This is a genomic window from Opitutia bacterium, from assembly GCA_016217545.1.
Classification (GTDB): domain Bacteria; phylum Verrucomicrobiota; class Verrucomicrobiia; order Opitutales; family Opitutaceae; genus Didemnitutus.
Map to the genome: position 1 here is coordinate 63,047 of JACRHT010000006.1, position 16,824 is coordinate 79,870.

15 protein-coding genes are annotated in these 16,824 nt (G+C 66.7%); 10 read left to right on the forward strand and 5 right to left on the reverse strand.

What is annotated here, in order from left to right:
- The first annotated feature begins 96 nt into the window (after positions 1-96).
- From lysS to HZA32_05130, 7 genes are all read left to right on the forward strand, one after another.
- Complete coding sequence (gene lysS / locus HZA32_05100; GenBank protein ID MBI5423441.1) at positions 97-1,593, forward strand: lysine--tRNA ligase; 1,497 nt, start codon at positions 97-99, stop codon at positions 1,591-1,593.
- Between the two features lie 98 nt (positions 1,594-1,691).
- Positions 1,692-2,924: an ABC transporter permease gene (locus tag HZA32_05105; protein MBI5423442.1), complete on the forward strand. Its 1,233-nt coding sequence runs from the start codon at positions 1,692-1,694 to the stop codon at positions 2,922-2,924.
- Entirely contained in the window at positions 2,917-3,600 is a 684-nt protein-coding gene (locus HZA32_05110) for an ABC transporter ATP-binding protein (GenBank protein ID MBI5423443.1), read from the forward strand. The genes HZA32_05105 and HZA32_05110 overlap by 8 nt, the downstream gene beginning before the upstream one ends.
- Before the next feature lie 175 nt (positions 3,601-3,775).
- Positions 3,776-4,762 (forward strand): Gfo/Idh/MocA family oxidoreductase, encoded by a 987-nt coding sequence (locus HZA32_05115; protein ID MBI5423444.1) that lies wholly within the window; start codon positions 3,776-3,778, stop codon positions 4,760-4,762.
- Between the two features lie 31 nt (positions 4,763-4,793).
- A complete protein-coding gene (locus HZA32_05120) occupies positions 4,794-5,276 on the forward strand; it encodes a transposase (GenBank protein ID MBI5423445.1) in 483 nt (160 codons plus the stop codon).
- Entirely contained in the window at positions 5,273-6,436 is a 1,164-nt protein-coding gene (locus HZA32_05125; GenBank protein MBI5423446.1) for a lipid-A-disaccharide synthase, read from the forward strand. The genes HZA32_05120 and HZA32_05125 overlap by 4 nt, the downstream gene beginning before the upstream one ends.
- Before the next feature lie 47 nt (positions 6,437-6,483).
- A complete protein-coding gene (locus HZA32_05130) occupies positions 6,484-8,796 on the forward strand; it encodes a response regulator (protein ID MBI5423447.1) in 2,313 nt (770 codons plus the stop codon).
- A 189-nt stretch (positions 8,797-8,985) separates the two neighbouring features.
- Here HZA32_05130 and HZA32_05135 read toward each other — a convergent pair whose 3' ends face one another.
- Both HZA32_05135 and ccsA read right to left on the reverse strand, forming a co-directional pair.
- A complete protein-coding gene (locus HZA32_05135; GenBank protein ID MBI5423448.1) occupies positions 8,986-10,050 on the reverse strand; it encodes a glutamyl-tRNA reductase in 1,065 nt (354 codons plus the stop codon).
- Positions 10,051-10,053: 3 nt separating this feature from the next.
- On the reverse strand, positions 10,054-10,902 hold the full coding sequence (gene ccsA, locus HZA32_05140) for a cytochrome c biogenesis protein CcsA (GenBank protein MBI5423449.1): 849 nt from the start codon (positions 10,900-10,902) through the stop codon (positions 10,054-10,056).
- Between the two features lie 164 nt (positions 10,903-11,066).
- Between ccsA and HZA32_05145 the strand changes: the two genes are divergently transcribed.
- Positions 11,067-11,459 (forward strand): VanZ family protein, encoded by a 393-nt coding sequence (locus HZA32_05145; GenBank protein MBI5423450.1) that lies wholly within the window; start codon positions 11,067-11,069, stop codon positions 11,457-11,459.
- A gap of 273 nt (positions 11,460-11,732) precedes the next feature.
- A complete protein-coding gene (gene ligA / locus HZA32_05150; GenBank protein MBI5423451.1) occupies positions 11,733-13,727 on the forward strand; it encodes an NAD-dependent DNA ligase LigA in 1,995 nt (664 codons plus the stop codon).
- Positions 13,728-13,795: 68 nt separating this feature from the next.
- Here the strand turns inward: ligA and HZA32_05155 are convergent, their stop codons facing one another.
- Together HZA32_05155 and HZA32_05160 are read right to left on the reverse strand one after the other, a co-directional pair.
- Positions 13,796-14,254, reverse strand: a complete 459-nt coding sequence (locus tag HZA32_05155) for an SRPBCC family protein (protein MBI5423452.1) — start codon at positions 14,252-14,254, stop codon at positions 13,796-13,798.
- A 63-nt stretch (positions 14,255-14,317) separates the two neighbouring features.
- Positions 14,318-14,902 carry a hypothetical protein gene (locus HZA32_05160; GenBank protein MBI5423453.1) on the reverse strand — a complete coding sequence of 195 codons (585 nt, stop codon included), beginning with the start codon at positions 14,900-14,902 and terminating at the stop codon, positions 14,318-14,320.
- A 101-nt stretch (positions 14,903-15,003) separates the two neighbouring features.
- Between HZA32_05160 and HZA32_05165 the strand changes: the two genes are divergently transcribed.
- Positions 15,004-15,255: a DUF2934 domain-containing protein gene (locus HZA32_05165; protein ID MBI5423454.1), complete on the forward strand. Its 252-nt coding sequence runs from the start codon at positions 15,004-15,006 to the stop codon at positions 15,253-15,255.
- A gap of 138 nt (positions 15,256-15,393) precedes the next feature.
- On the opposite strand, the gene dnaA is transcribed toward HZA32_05165, so the two are convergent.
- Entirely contained in the window at positions 15,394-16,776 is a 1,383-nt protein-coding gene (dnaA, locus tag HZA32_05170; protein MBI5423455.1) for a chromosomal replication initiator protein DnaA, read from the reverse strand.
- Positions 16,777-16,824 lie beyond the last annotated feature (48 nt).

Consider the following 16,824-nt stretch of genomic DNA (forward strand, 5'->3'; position numbering starts at 1 on the left):
CCTACAAGAGGTTTTTCGGGGGGCGTGTTGGCGAGCCGGCTAGAACCCAATTTCCGTTTGCCCCGGGCGGGGGCGCGCCCAATCGTGCGCGGTTCCATGAGCGAGAACCAGCAGGACATCACTCACGACCAGTTCGCCGTGCGGCGCCAAAAGCTGCAGGAAATGCGCGCGGGCGGCTTCGATCCGTTCCAGGCCAACGCCGCGCAGACGCACTTCTCGCAGGACGCCAAAGCGCTCTACGTCGATGGGCAGGATTACGCGGCGACCGTCTCGGTCGCCGGTCGCCTCGTGACGTTCCGCGTGCAGGGCGGCAGCTCGTTCGTGAAGATTCAGGACCAGCATGGTCAGATCCAGCTCTATTTCCGCAAGGACGTGCTCGGCGAGGACCGCTACGGCGTGTTCAAGAAGCAGCTCGATCTCGGGGACATCATCGGCGTGACCGGCGCGTTGTTCAAAACCAAGACCGGCGAAATCACGGTGCGCGTCGATGCGTTCACGCTCGTGTCGAAGGCGCTGCGTCCGCTCCCGGAGAAGTGGCACGGTCTCACGGATCCCGAGCAGGTTTACCGTCAGCGTTACCTCGACCTGATCGTCAACGCCGAGTCGCGCGCGCGGCTCATGCTGCGCAGCAAGATCGTGGCGAGCATCCGCTCGACGCTGGCGAAGCGCAGCTTCTTCGAAGTCGAGACGCCGGTGCTCGAAGGCGTGGCGGGCGGCGCGGCGGCGCGGCCGTTCACGACGCACCACAACGCGCTCGGCGCGGACTTCTTCCTGCGCATCGCGCTCGAGCTGCGCCTGAAGCGCCTGCTCGTCGGCGGCTACGACCGCGTGTTCGAGATCGGCCGCGTGTTCCGCAACGAGGGCGTCTCGCGCAAGCACAACCCCGAGTTCACCATGCTAGAGGTTTATCAGGCTTACTCGGATTTTGGCGGCATGATGGAGCTGCTCAAGGCGATCTTCGCCGACCTGTGCCGCGACGTGATCGGCGCGACGGAGATCAAGCACGCGGCGAGCGGCCAGATGATCAACTTCGCCGGCGAGTGGCGCAGCGTGCGCTATTTCGACCTGATCGACGAGACGGCGGGCTTCGCGCTCAGCTCATTCCGCGGGAAGCCCGAGTATCGCGAGAAGGCGATCGAAGCCTGCGCGAAGCTCGGGCTCGAAGTCCACGCCGGGTGGGAAACCCACGAGGTGGTGAACGAGATTTTCGGCAAGAAGATCGAGCCGACGCTGATCCAGCCGACCTTCGTCACGCATCTGCCGAAGGAGCTGTGCCCGCTCGCCAAGTTAAACAAGGAAGACCCGGGCCTGATCGACGTCTTCGAGTGCATCATTGGCGGCATGGAAGTGGCGCCGGCGTATTCGGAGCAGAACGATCCGTTCGTGCAGCGCGAGATGTTCGAGAAGCAAGTCGGCGAGGAGAAGCAGAACCTCGACAACGATTTTCTCCTCGCACTCGAGCACGGCATGCCGCCCGCGGGCGGCATGGGCGTGGGCATCGACCGCCTCTGCATCTTGCTCACCGGCGCCGAGAGCATCCGTGACGTGATTCTCTTCCCGTCGCTCAGGCCCACGACTGCGTCGCAGGCCTGAGAGTGATCAGTGGTCAGCGCTCAGCTTTCAGCCGAAGCGCGCGGAACTTGGGTTGCCAAAAGCTGACAGCTGATTGCTGATAGCTGACCGCTTCGCTCATGCCCTGGCCGATCTATCTCGCCCTCAAGCAGCTCTTCCCGACCGGGCGGGTGTCGTTCTTCACGCTGATTTCGATCCTCGGCGTCGGACTCGGCGTGGCGCTCATGCTCGTCTCGACGAGCGTCATGGGCGGCTTCGGCCACCAGATCCAGCGCATGATCATCGACACGCAAGGCGAGGTGCAGGTGCGCGCGCGGGGTGTGCTCGATCAACGTTCCGCGGGAGCGACCGAGGACGCGTTGAAGAAACAGCCCGGCGTCGCGAGCTTCGCGCCGTTCGCGGCGGGCGTGGTGATGCTCGAGTTCGAGCGCCGGCCGGCTTTCCCGGCGATCACGGGCTTCGACGTCGAACGGATGAAGGAAGTCATCCCGCTGCAGAAATACCTTATCTCCGGGCGGCTCGACGACCTCGACGACGACTCCGTGATTCTGAGCTCGATCCTCGCGCGCTCGCTCGGCTTGCGGGTCGGCGACACGGTGAGCGTCTACTCGCCGCTGATGATGGAGCGGTTGAAGGCCAACGAAGTTCTGCTCCCGCGCGAAGTGCGCGTCGCCGGCATTTTCCAGATCGGCCACCAGCAACTCGACAGCTCCACGGTGCTCTGCTCGCTGCGCCTGATGCAGGACCTCTACGGCCTCGGTCGCACGGTCCACGGCTACAACGTTCGCCTGAAGCCCGGCGCCGACGAATACACCGTGGCCGCGCAGCTCAACGACGCGCTGCCGCCGCAGGCCTACGCGCTGACTTGGTTCGAATCGAACGCCGACTTTCAGGCCGTGCTCAGCTTCGAGCGGAACATGATCTTTTTCCTGCTCACGTTCATCATCGTCGTCGCGGCGTTCTCGATTACGAGTTCGCTGCTGATGTCGGTCGTGCGCAAGACGCGCGAAATCGGCCTGCTCGCCGCGATGGGCGGCAAGGCGCGCGATGTCGCGCTCTGTTTCTGCGCGCAGGGCCTCGTCATCGGCGCGGGCGGCACGGCGGTCGGTCTCGGTCTCGGCTTCGCGTTGCTGCATTGGCGCGACGACATCGTGAGACTGATCGCGCGCTTCACGATGGGACAGGAGGCGTTCGTGAAGTTCTACCAATTCAGCTCGCTGCCCGCGCACACGACCGCGAAGGACGTGGCGATCATCGTCATCTTCTCGCTCGCGGCCGCAACGCTCGCCGGGCTCATCCCCGCGTGGCGCGCCGCGCGTCTGAAACCCGTGGAGGCTCTGCGCAGTGAGTGATTCCACCCCAGTCCTGCGCGCCGCCGGCGTGCGTAAGAACTATCGCAGCGGCGACGCGACACTCGAGGTCTTGCGCGGCGTCGATCTGGCCATCGCCGCAGGCGAGAGCGTCTCGATCCGCGGCGAGTCCGGCTCGGGCAAAAGCACACTGCTCAATCTGCTGGCCGGTCTCGATCGGCCGGACGCGGGCGAAATTTTCTGGGGCGCGGAGTCGACGGCGAAGCTCACGCTGGGCGAACTCACCGCGCGTCGCGGCCGGTTCCTCGGCATGGTTTTTCAGGCGTATTACCTGATCCCGGAGATCGACGCGTTCGCAAACGTGCTCATGGGCGCGCGCATGCTCGGTTCGCCGACCGCCGCGCAGCGCGAGCGCGCGTCCGCGTTGCTGAAACGAGTGGGTCTCGCCGACCGCGCGCATCACGTGCCGGCGCACCTCTCCGGCGGCGAGCGTCAGCGGGTGGCGGTCGCGCGTGCGCTGATGAATCGTCCGCCGTTGCTGTTGGCCGACGAGCCGACCGGCAATCTCGACGAGCGCACCGGCGACGAGGTGATCAGCTTGTTGCTTCAGGTGTGCGCCGAGGAGCAAACGGCGCTGGTGCTCGTGACGCACAATGCCGCCCACGCCGCGAAGACACAGCGGCAGCTGTTCCTGCATCAGGGACAGTGGCGCGGGTGAGCTGATTTTCCTCTCCGATTTGGAGGGCGCGGCTACCGCCGCGCTGCGAACGCCACGACGGTCTTGCCGCTCCACGGCTCGGCGGTAGCCGAACCCTCCAAGATTGCGCGTCAGTGCCCCCCCCCGCGGCATCTTTTGCGTGGCTCCGCCGGGTTCGCTCACTACGTTCGCGCGCATGGCAAAGCCAAAGATCAAGTGCGGCGTCGCGGGTGTCGGTTCCCTCGGCCAACACCATGCGCGCATCTACGCGGCGCTCCCGAACGCCGAACTCGTCGGCATCTTCGAAACGAGCGACGCGCGTGCCGCGGAGATTTGCGCGAAGCACAACTGCCGGCGCTTCGCCACGCTCGCCGAACTCGGCGCGGCGTGCGAAGCGGTCAGCGTCGTCGTGCCGACAGACCGTCACGAGGAGGTCGCGCTGCCGCTGTTGGCCGCGGGTTGCCACCTGCTGATCGAGAAACCGCTGTGCGCCTCGCTCGACGAAGCCGAGCGCGTGCTCGCCGCCGCGCAGAAGGCCGGGCGCATCGTGCAGGTTGGGCACATCGAGCATTTCAACCCGGTGATGGCGTTCCTGGAGAAGCACGCCGATCACCCGCAATACATCACGACCGAGCGCCTCGCGCCCTACACGACGCGCGGCACGGAGGTGGGCGTCGTGCTCGACCTGATGATCCACGACATCGGCATCGTGCTCGCGCTCGTGAAGTCGCCGATCCGCAAGATCGACAGCGTCGGCATCAACGTGCTGTCGAAGACCGAGGACATTGCGAACGCGCGCATCGAGTTTGAGAACGGCTGCGTGGCGAACCTCAGCGCGTCGCGCATGGCCCTGAAGAAGAACCGCGAGATCCGCCTCTTCCAGGACAACGCCTACCTCTCGCTCGATTTCATGAACCAGAAGGGGCACCTGGTAAAGAAGAGCGACATCATCGCTTACGGCGTGAAACTGAAGATCGGCCTCGCGAAGGCCGGCGACGCGTCGTCGATCCCGGTGCATGAAATCCCGATCGAAAAGGGCGAGCCGCTCGCGATCGAGCTGGCGCACTTCCTCGAGAGCGTCGGCGAGACGAAGCAACCCAAGGTCGGCGCCGCGCTCGGCAAGTCCGCCCTCGAGGTCGCGATCACGATCACGGACCAGATCCGGAAGGCGAAGAAGGGGTAGGGCGGGACCGCTGGGCCCGCCGAGAATTTGGATGCACCTCCCGCAGCGCAAGAAACTCGGGCACGAAGCGCCATCGTGGGTGGCGGCGGGCTCGGTGTTCTTCGTGACGATCTGCTGCGCCACTCGCGGCGCGAACCAGCTGTGTCGCGAGGAGGTTGCGGCGATGCTGTTCGAAGCAGTTGAGTTTCGACAGGACGCTGAGCGTTGGTATGTGCATCTGCTTGTGCTGATGCCCGACCACCTTCATGCGCTCATCTCGTTTCCCGAGCAGGAATCGATGGCGGCGGTCGTGGCGAATTTCAAGGAGATGACCGCGAAGAAGGCGGGCGTGCACTGGCAGGGCGGGTTTTTCGATCATCGGCTGCGAACTGATGAGTCTTTCGAGCTCAAGGCGGCGTATATCCGCGCGAATCCGGTGCGCGCCGGCCTGGTGGATGATGCCGCGCGATGGCCGTGGGTTTGGGAGGCCGGCGTCAACGGCGGGCCCAGCGGTCCCGCCCTACCGCACGCATGAGCGCGCACTCTCTTAGTTCGCAGACTCTCGCCGCACCCATCGGGGGTGCGGTCGATTTGCTCGTCGTTTCCGCCGAGCATTCCGGCGATGCGCATGCGGCGCGGATGGTGCGCGAGCTGCGGGTGAAAAAGCCGGAGGTGCGCGTTTGTGCGCTGGGCGGGCCGCGGCTGGCGGCGGCAGGGGCGCAGTTGTTGCGCGATCTCACGGTCGGATCGACGATGGGTTTTGCGGTGCTGGCAAAGCTCTCCTATTACCGCGCGCTCATCGACGAGGTCGTGCGCTGGGTGGGCGAGCACCGGCCGCGCGCGGTGTGCTTTGTCGATTCGTCCGGGCTGAATCTCCGCATCGCGCGCGGGTTGTTCGAGCGGGGATTCTCGGCGAAGGCTGGCGGTCCCACGAAGACGCTCTACTACATCAGCCCGCAAATCTGGGCGTCGCGCGCGGGGCGGCGTTTCGCGATGGCGCAGCATCTCGACGGCGTGGCGGCGATTTTTCCGTTCGAGCCGGCCGCTTACGCCGACACGACCCTGCCGGTGGAGTTCGTCGGACATCCGTTTCTTTCTGCCGATTACGCGCTGCCGGTGGCGTTCGATCCTGCCGGGCCGGTCCTGTTGCTGCCCGGCAGCCGGCGCGCGTTGGTGAAGCGGGTTTTCCCGGTGCTGCTGGAAGCGTTCGCCGGGGCGGGCGAGGGGCGTCGGGCCGTGGCGCTTTATCCGAGCGAGGAAATCCGTGCGCTGCTCGCGACGCTGAAGGCGGCTTCGCCGGTGGGCGATCGCGTCGAGTTGCGGGCGGGCGGTGGCGCACCGGTCGCGGGCGCGGCGGTGCTGACGGCGAGCGGCACGATGTCGCTCGAATGCGCGCTCGCCGGTCTCCCGGGGGCGCTGACCTACAAGACCGATCCGCTGACCTATTTCCTCGGCCGGTTGATCGTGAAGGTGGAGTTCATCGGCATCGCGAACTTGCTGCTGAAGGAGGCGATGTATCCGGAATTCATCCAGGGCGCGGCGACCCCGGCGGCGCTCGGCCGGCAGCTGCGGGAATGCCTGAGCGATGCCGGGCGCATCGAGCGGACTCGCGCGCAAGCGGCGCGGCTGCGCACGCTGTTGCATGCGCCGACGCAGGGTAGTGCGGCGGAGTGGGTTCTGCGGCAGTTGGCCTGATATTTTCAGGTCAGGAAACGGGAGCTTGTGCCGATAAAAGGGACGCAATGTCCCCCATTCCCACGACCAACCGCCTCCTGCGGAGCCGGTGGCTGCCGGCGTTAACGCTCGCGGTCGGCGTGGTCGCGACCCTGGCGGTCGCTTCCGTCGCGGACGCGCGGCAGCCGGGCAATCGCACCATGCAGTTCGTCGTGATGGCGAGCGGTGGGGCTGCGACGGTGTTTGCGGCGGCGCTGGCTTGGATCCTCGTCCACGGTCGTCGCCACTCGCTCGCTCTCGCGGAGCGGATGACCCGCGAGATCGCGCATCGCGAGGCGCAATACCGGTTTATTCTGAACGCGCTGCCGATGGGCGTGAGTTGGGTGAAATACAGCGAACCGCGCGAAACGTGGATCAACGACGCGGTGCTGCGCCTGAGCGGGCTCACGCGCGAGCAGGCGCTCGACCCCGAGGCGTTTCGCGCCGTAACCCACGCGAGCGACTGGACGGCTCAACAGCAACAGCAGGCGCGGCTCACGCGCGGAGAGGTGAACCGCTATTCGATGGAAAAGCGCTACGTGCGGGCGGACGGCTCGATCCGCTGGTGTCACCTGACCGTGAAGGCGTTTCGCTCGTCGCCCGACGCGCCGCTCGAGGAAGTGGCGTCGATCGTCGACATCACCGACAAGAAGGCGCGCGAGGCCGAAATCCAGTCGGCCATGGAGGCGGCGGCGACATTGAACGAGCAGCTTGAAGAGGTGATTTCCCACGCGCAGCAATCCGCCGTGGAGGCGAATCTCGCGAGCCAGGCCAAGAGCCAGTTCCTCGCCATGATGAGCCACGAAATCCGCACGCCGATGAACGGCGTCATCGGCATGACGAGCCTGCTGCTCGATTCGCCGCTCACGCGCGAGCAGCGGGAATTCGCCGACACGATCCGCACCAGCGGCGAGGCGCTGCTGACGATCATCAATGACATTCTCGATTTTTCGAAGATCGAGTCCGGTCGCATGGAGCTCGAGTGTCTCGAGTTTTCATTGCGCGATTGCGTCGAGGGCGCGCTCGACGTGCTCGCGACCAAGGCGTCGGAGAAGCGCATCGACTTGCTCTACGAGTTCGCCGACGGAGTGCCCAACAACGTGCGTGGCGACGCTTCGCGCCTGCGCCAGGTGCTCGTCAACCTCCTCGGCAACGCGATCAAGTTCACGCAAAAGGGCGAAGTCGTGCTGTCCGTGCGGCCCTACACGCTCGCGCCGGCGGAAGGCGTGGCCGAGGTGCTCTTCGCGGTGCGCGACACGGGCATCGGCATCGCGCCGGAGGCGATGGGGCGGTTGTTCCAGTCGTTTTCGCAGGTGGACGCCTCGACGACGCGCCGGTTCGGCGGCACGGGTCTCGGTCTGGCCATCAGCAAGCGCCTCGCCGAGCTCATGGACGGACGCATGTGGGTGGAGAGCACGCCCGGCGTCGGCTCGACATTTTTTTTCACGGTCAAGCTGGAGGCCGCCGCGAGCAAGCCGCGGCCGTTCATCAACGCCGCGCGCTCGACGTTGGAGAACCGACACCTGCTGATGGTCGACGACAACGCCACGAACCTCCGCATCCTCGGCGAACTCGCGCGCGGCTGGGGCATGATCCCGCATGGCGTCGCGTCGGCCGACGAGGCGCTCAAGCTCCTGCGCGGAGGCCGGCACTTCGATGTCGCCGTCCTCGACATGCAGATGCCGGACTTCGACGGACACATGCTCGCGGAGGAGATTCGGAAATTTGTCCCGGCCGAAGAGTTGCCGCTGGTGCTGCTGTCGTCGGTCGGCAATCGCGTGCCGGCCAACCTTTTTGCCGCAAACCTGATGAAGCCCGTGAAGCCGTCGCTGCTCGTCGATGCCTTGGCGCGCGTGCTCGGTCCCCGCGAGGTCGAGGAGCCCACGACGATTCTGAAGCCGATCACGCCGGCGCAGGCCGCGATCGAGCCCGAGTTCCAGCAAACGGAGCGCGTGCTGCTGGCCGAGGACAATCCGGTGAACCAGAAGGTCGCGCTCCTGATGTTGCGCAATCTCGGCTATCGCGCGGACGTGGCGGCCAACGGACTCGAGGTGCTCGCGGCGTTGGAGCGTCAGCGCTACGACATCATCCTGCTCGACGTGCAGATGCCGGAGATGGACGGCTTGGAGACGGCGCGGCGACTCGTGCAGCTGCGTCCTTCACCCGCGGCGCGGCCGTGGATGATCGCTCTCACCGCGAATGCCATGCAAGGCGACCGCGAAGCCTGCCTAAGCGCCGGCATGGACGATTACCTCGCCAAGCCGATCAAGACGCCGGAACTATCGAAGGCGCTGGCGCGTGCGCGCGAAAAGCTCGCGGAACGCTCGCATTTGGCGGCGTAGATTTGCAGGCCGCCATGAAAGCACTCCACCAAGGGTCGCACTTGGAGGGCGCGGCTACCGCCGCGCCGTGCGAGGAACGCGGTGGGACATTCGCAGCGCGGCGGTAGCCGCGCCCTCCACCGGGAAACCACGTGCGGAGGCCTTTCGGGCGCGTTAGTTCGCAACGCGAGCGGGCGACGCCGAACCAGCTCACGCGAGCGGCTTCGGCGTGTTGTTCGTGCCGAGCGAGTGGGCGACGGCAGGCCAGAGCTGAGCGGTGCGCTCGGCGAGGATGGCGCGGCATTTCGCGACCTCGGCCTGGCGTTGCGCGAGGTTGGCCTCCGCGATTTGCGCGAGGTCGTCGAGATTGTAGACGTAGACGCTCGGCAGGCCGGCGCACTCGGGCTCGATGTCGCGCGGGAGCGCGAGGTCGATGAGGAAGAGCGGACGGCCGGCGCGCTTGCGCAGGATGCCGGCCACGAGGTCGCGCGTGATGACCGCGTTCGGGGAACTGGTCGAACTGACGACGAAGTCCGACGCAGCGAGCAGCTCCGGCAGCTCCGCCATCGTGGCAGCCCAACCGCCGGTGGCCGCGGCGGTCTCCTCGGCGCGCGAGAGGGTGCGGCTGGCGACGGTGATCGATCGGGCGCCGCGACTCTGGGCGGCTTGGGCCGTCTTGAGGCCGATCTCGCCCGCGCCGACGACGAGGACCTTGGTCTCGGCGAGTTCGCCGAAGATCTTGCCGGCGAGGTCGACGGCGACGGTGGCGATGCTGACCTGACCGGCGCCGATGGCGGTGTTGGTGCGGATGTGCTTCGCGGCCTGGAAGGTTTTTTGGAAGACGCGGTTCAGCACCGGGCCGGTCCATTTGCGCTCGAGCGCCTTGTCGTAGGCGTTCTTCACCTGCCCGAGGATCTCGACCTCGCCGACGATCTGCGAGTCGAGCCCGGAGGCGACTTCGAACAGGTGGGCGATGGCGTCGTGGTTGTCGCGGCGGACGACCACGCCATCAAGCTCGGTGGGGGCGCAGCCGGTGATCTCGCTGATGGTGCGGCGGACGGCCTCGGCGGTGGTGGAGTTCTCGGCCACGCCGTAGAGTTCGACGCGATTGCAGGTGTTGAGCAGCGCGAACTCGCGCACGCCCGGCGTGGCGCGGAGGCGTTCGGCGAGCTGGTTGGCGCGGGCTTCGTCGAACGCCAGGCGTTCGCGCACCGACATGGGCGCAGTGTGGTGGCTGGCGCCGAAGAGGACGAGGACGGGGGACTGGCTCTCCATGGCTCAGCGTTCCGGCGTGAGTTCCACGCGGTGGGACTCACGGTTGGCGTTGATCGGCCCGAGGGACATCATCGCGAGCATGAACAGGATGACGCACGCCCAGGAGAAGCGCACGGCGTAGAGCACGCCGCGCCAGCGGAGCGTGAGGGCGAGCGTGTAGACGAACCAGACGGAAAGGGTGACGAGGAGCTTCGGCCAGTGGACGGACGCCGTGTCGCGCACCCACCACGAGGCGCCGACGCAGAGCGAGATCGTGAGCAGGCTGACGCCGGCGATGAGCATGCGGCGATTGATCTGATCGAGCTGCACGACGGACGGAAGGAACCAGAACAGGCCGTCGAGGCGCTTCTGTTTCAGCGCCCAGTTTTGCAGCAGGTGCATGATCGACGTGAGCGCCAGCAGGCCGAAGACGCCGTAGCTGAACACCGCGAGCGCGGCGTGAAACTCGATCCACGGATTGTTGCCGAAGAGCTTTGTGCTGCGCGTGAGGTCCCATTGCGGGATGGCCAGCGAGATGGTGGCGAGGCTGGCGGCGTAGCCGGAGGAAAACAGGCCGAGCAAACTGACGCGGAAAGCGGGGCCGACGGCGAAGTAGAGCACCATCGCGGACCACGCGACGAATTGGACGATCTCGAACTGGTTGCCCAACGGGCAGCCGCCGTGGGCGAGTCCGCGCACGTAGAGGCCGGCGGTCTGCGTCGCGAGGCCGAAGGCCAGCAGGATGTTCAGCAACGTGCGGTCGCCGGTGGCGTGTTGCTTGCGGAGCAACTGGACGCAGCCCGCCACAAACCCCGCCAGGTAAAGCAGGGTGCCGAGCCATAGGATGCTGCGGTCCGTGAGCAGGGAATTCATCGGGCGCTACGTTGGCGGCGGGGGGGCGGCGCCGCAAGTGCCGGCTCACTGTATCATTTGACCGAATCGCCTCGGAATTTGCGCTTCAATCCGGTGGCGCGAACGGGCGGATTTTCGGCGAAATTGCCTTGTCGGAGTGGAGCCGGCGCAGCGTAGGCTGGGGGATGCAGTTTTCATCGCCCCACGGCTGGCGCGGGTGGCTGTGGCCGGCGGCGCTGGCCACGGTGATCGTGTGCGCTTCGGGTCGCGGACAGGTGGGGATGCCGGACATCGTCGATTTCGACAAGCTGGCGCATTTTTCGATTTTCGGGCTGCTGGCCACGCTGGTGGCGAGGAACGGGTTCGTGCCCGGTCGCGCGTGGCTGCCGATCGTGGTGGTGTCGGTCTTCGGCCTGACGGACGAGTTGCATCAGAGCTTCACGCCGGGCCGCAGCATGGAATTCGACGACTGGGTCGCCGACACGCTGGGCGCGATCGTCGCCGTGACGGCCTACGCGCATTGGGCGTGGTATCGGGCGACGCTGGAGCGCGCGCTGGCGCGGCGTCGGCGGAGTTGAAAACCAGCTGAGGATGCGTCCAACTTTCGCCGTCGCATGAATCCCGCCGAAGCCCACCAGGAAATCGTCGCGCTCCGCGCCGAGGTGGCGCGCCATCAGGCGCTCTACGACGCGGCGCGACCGGAGATCGGCGACTTCGAGTTCGACCAACTGAAACGACGGCTGGCGGACCTCGAGAAGGAGTTCCCGCAATTCGCCGCCGCCGACTCGCCCACGCAATCGATCGGCGACGACCGGACCGAGGGCTTCACGCGGGTGAAGCACCGGCAGGCGATGACGACGCTCGACAACACCTACGACGAGGGCGAACTGCGGGACTTCCACACGCGACTCGTGAAACTCGTCGGCCGCGACGACCTGCTCTACTCGGTCGAGCCGAAGATCGACGGCGCCTCCATCAGCCTCACCTACGAAAAGGGCCGGCTCACGCGCGCCGTGACGCGCGGCGACGGCGAGGAAGGCGACGACGTCACGGCCAACGTCCGCACCATCGCCAACCTGCCGCATGAGCTGCGCCGCCCCGACGACCTCGCACTGCCGCCGGTGCCGGACTTGGTCGAGATTCGCGGCGAGATTTTCCTGCGGTTCGCGGAGTTCGCCCGCATCAACCAGCAGCAGGTCGACGACGGCCTCGAGCCCTACGCCAATCCGCGCAACCTCGCCTCCGGCACGCTGAAGCTGCTCGACTCGGCCGTCGTGAAAGCGCGCGGCCTCGAGATCGTGCTCTATGGGCTCGGCGCCTGCGCGCCGGCCGACCTCGTGCAATCGCAGGCCGCGTGGCACGCCGCGCTCGCTGCGTGGGGCCTGCCCACGCTGGAACACCGCCGGCAAACGCGCGGCATCGAGGAAACCGTCGCCGCGATCCGCGCGCTCGATGGCTTGCGGGAGAAACTGCCCTACGCGACCGACGGCGCGGTGGTGAAGCTCGACGACTTCGAGTTGCAGGCGCGCGCCGGCTACCGTGGCGAGGGGCAGAGCGCGCGCAAACTGTCGCCGCGCTGGGCTTGCGCCTACAAATTCGCGCCCGAGCGCGCCGAGACGCGTCTCAAAGGCATCACGATCCAAGTCGGCCGCACGGGCGTGCTCACGCCCGTGGCCGAACTCGAGCCAGTGCAACTCGCGGGCACGACCGTGAGCCGCGCGACGTTGCACAATCAGGACGAGATCGCGCGCAAGGACATCCGCGTGGGCGACTACGTTTCGGTGGAGAAAGCCGGTGAGATCATCCCGGCCGTGATCGGCGTCACGCTCGCGCGTCGCGCGCCGGAGTGCGTGCCGTATGTTTTTCCGGTGGCCTGTCCGGTGTGCACGACGCCCGTCGTGCGCGTCGAAGGCGAGGTCGCGGTGCGATGCCCGAATTCCGATTGCGCGGCGCAGCTGACAGGCCGCCTCGACTACGTGGCCGGGCGCACGGTGCTCGATCTCGAAGGACTGGGCGGTGTCGTGGCCGAGGCGCTGGTGCGCTCTGGCGCCGTGCGCGATGTATTCGATCTGTTCGCGCTCGAAGCGGAGAAGCTCGGCGCGCTCAACCTCGGCACCGAGGAGGCGCCGCGTGTGCTCGGCGTGAAGAACGCGACCAAGATTGTCGAAGCCATCGCGCGAGCGCGCGCGCTGCCGCTGGATCGATGGTTGCTGGCGTTGCAAATTCGCGACGTCGGCGGCGCCACGGCGCAGGACATCGCGGCGGTGCACGGCACACTGGCGGCGGTGGCGAACTCCGAAGTGTTGCCCAAGCTTGCGCGTCTGGCCGATGTGACGGAGGAGATGACGCGCATCAGCCCGCGCTCGCGCCTGAATCCGCCGAAGGACGAAGCGGAGCGCGCCGCGCGCGCGACGCGTCACGCAGAGCTGGCGGGCGAAAAGACGGCGCTCGAGGAGCTTCGCGCGCGCACGCCCGGCGCCGACAAAATCGGCGCGGAGGTGGCACGTCATGCGGTGGCGTATTTTGCCAGTGAGCGCGGCCGACGTGCGGTGGCGCGACTCGGCGAGCTCGGTATCGTGCCCGCGGCGGCACGGCTGGCGACGGCGCCGGTGCAGGGCGTGTTCACGGGGAAAACTTTCGTGCTTACGGGCACGCTGCCCACGCTGTCGCGCGACGAGGCGTCGGCGCTGATCGTAGCGGCGGGCGGCAAGACGAGCGGCAGCGTGAGCAAGAAAACGAGCTACGTCCTCGCGGGTGAGGAAGCTGGATCGAAACTCGACAAGGCGCGCGAACTCGGTGTGCCGGTAATCGACGAAGCGGAGCTGCGGCGGTTGCTGGGGGCGTAGCGTGCGATCGCCGAGCAGGCGAAATCGTGGCACTCGCTTCGCGGCGGTCCCAGCGGTCCCGCCCTACCTCACGAGGCCGATACGACGACCTTGGCGGTGAGCAGGTCGAGTTCGCGCTCGTAGACCGGCTTCAGCATCCGCGGCGTGAAGAAGCGCTCGAGCCAACCGGCGAGGCCGCCCGCGCGGGTGCGCGCGACAGTGCGGATGGTGAGGCGCGTCTCGGCCGCCGACAGCGGTTCGAAGTGGTAGCTGGTGACGAAATTGCCGGCGAGGTCGGACTCGTCGAGCTGCATGCCGGGCTTGGGCTCGGTGATGCGTGCGCGCGTCGTGTGCCATTTTCCCGCGAGTTTCAGTTCGAAACGGATCACCGTGCCGGCGCCGATGCCGCCCTCCTCGACGACGAGCTCGCCGAAAGGCGGGCGCGGCAGGATGCTCGGGTGGCCGACGCGGTAATCGGCCACGAGGGCGTAGATCTTGGCGGACGACGCGGGGATCGTTCGCACGACTTCGAAGGTGTATTCGGACATGACGAAAAGGCGGGCGCGGCGCGATGGGAAGCCGGCGGCTTCAGCTGCTCCGGCGGGAGCGACTCAATAGCCCTGGCGCTGGAGCTGGGCGCTGAGTTCGCGTTGGAAGGCCTGCACGTCGGGCGCGCTCGGCTTGTAGCCGGGCGTGCCGGTGTCGAGCATGAGGCGGCCGTATTGATCGAGCGCCCACTTGCCGCTGACGCCGTCGCTGAACGCCACGGTGCCGCTCATGGCGAAACCGGGGCGCACGATGCGGTCGAGCTCGACGGTCACGCTGCCTGCGGCGGCGGGAGCGGCGGGCATTTCTTCCTCGGGAAATTCTTCCGCCGGCAACTCGTCCTCGTCGTCGCCGTGAGTCTCGTCGGCAGGGGAGCCGAGGCCGACTTTCTCCTTCAATTTGTCGAGCATGCCCTTCTTCTCCGGCGCGGGGGCGCGGGGCGCTGGCGCGGCCTTCGTCACATCGCTCGTGTCGACCTTGGGCGCCGGGTCCTTGAGTTCGAGTTCGAGGTCGTCGACCAGGAAGCGGACGTCGCGGTAGGTGAGGGAGATCTTGAATTCCTCGCCGAGCTTTTTCTGGACGGTGGAGAGATTGTCGCCGGCGGCGATCCACGCAGCGACCGCGGTTTTCTGTTCGGGAGAGAGAGTCATCGGGAGGGGCATTTTCGAGGTCGGAAAAGCGATTGCAAGCGTGGCGGAGGCGCGGGGCGGGGCGTGGTTTGCTATTCCCGGGGAAGGGCGCAAGGTAGGGAATGAAAACCATTCCTTCGGTGCTGGTGCGGCCTTTGCGTCTCGCGAGCGGCAGTCGCCGCGACATCGCCTCCCGGGCCTCCGCGCTCTGGCGTCAGGCGGGGCGGCCGGCGGGATGCGATGTGCCGATCTGGCTGCAGGCAGAGCGCGAGATCGTGGCGCTGAATCGGCGTCGCGAGAAGACACGCACGAATCGACCAACCGGCAGGAGCTTCGGTCGTTCCGATCAGCATGTGAGCGTGACGTCGCTCTGAGGCGTTTTCCCGCGCACGGTGCCACAGGCGATCTCGTGCGTGCAGTCGATGCGCGCTCGTGGAGGGGGGAAATGCAAACGGCCGGGCGCTTTCGCGTCCGGCCGTTTGTTGGTTGTCAGGTGTGTGTGCTGACGAAAATTACTTTGAGAGCTGCGCCTTCAGGAAGTCGACGGAGCCGCGCACGGAGTCGTCGGTCTCCATCATGTTTTCCACGGTCTTGATGGCGTGGATGACGGTGCCGTGATCGCGGCCGCCGAACGCGTCGCCGACTTCCTGGAGGGAGTGGCGGGTGAGCTGGCGGCAGAGATACATGGCGATCTGGCGCGGGAACGCGATGGCGTTGGGCCGGCGCTTGGACGTCATGTCCGAGTGGCGGATCTGGTAGTGGTCGGCGACGCGCTTCTGGATGGCTTCGATGCTGAGGCGGTTTTGCGCCTCTTCCATCAGCACGTCCTTGAGGAGGTTTTCCGCCGTGGGGAGATCGAGCGGCTTGCCGGTGAGCGCGGAGTAGCTCGAGACCTTGATCAGCGCGCCCTCGAGGCGGCGGATGTTCTTCGAGATGTGCTGCGCCATGAACTCGAGGACCGGCATGGGGATGTCGACCTTGAGGCTGCTGGCTTTGGTGCGGAGAATGGCGACGCGGGTCTCGAGGTCGGGCGACTGGATGTCGGCGGCGAGGCCCCACTGGAAGCGCGAGACGAGGCGCGACTCGAGCGCGGCGATCTCGGTGACGGGGCGATCGCTGGAGAGGATGATCTGTTTGCCGGACTCGAAGAGGTCGTTGAACGTGTGGAAGAACTCTTCCTGGATGCGCTCCTTGCCGGCGAGGAACTGGATGTCGTCGACGAGGAGAACATCGACGCTGCGGTAGCGCTGGCGGAACTTGGTGAGCGAGTTCTCCTGGATGGCGTGGATGAACTCGTTGGTGAACTTCTCGGTGGAGAGGTAGGCGACCTTGGCGTCGGGGTTGCGCTGCAGGATGCTGTGCCCGATGGCGTGCATCAGGTGCGTCTTGCCGAGCCCGGTGCTGCCGTGGATGAAGAGCGGATTGTAGGCCTGCGCGGGCGCCTGCGCGACGGCGAGCGAGGCGGCGTGGGCGAGCTGGTTGTTGGCGCCGACGACGAAATTCTCGAAGGTGTTGCGCGGATTGAGCGAACCGGCGACGGCGGCGCGCTCGTCGTAGCGAACGGTGCGGCTCTTCGCGCCGGCGCGATGGCGCTGGGCCGGCTCGGTGCGAACCGGCACGGGGCTGCTGGCGCCGTTGCTCTCGGACTTGCGCAGCGAGACGTGGACCATGCGGCCGGCGGTGAGCCGGATGCGCTGCGAGATCAGGTCGAGGTAGTTGTCGTGAATCCAGATCGCGGCGAAGTCGTTCGGCACGCCGAGCACGACGGCGTCTTCGTTGGCCTCGAGGCAGCTCATCGGCTCAAACCACATCTGGAACACATCCTCGGGAAACAGACCCTTAAGGTCGCATTTCACGGTTTCCCAGAGGGAAGTTTGGGGCGCAGGATGAGGCATGGCTTGGTGACGGACGCAGGCTTATTCACATCGCCGGTTTCGGAACGT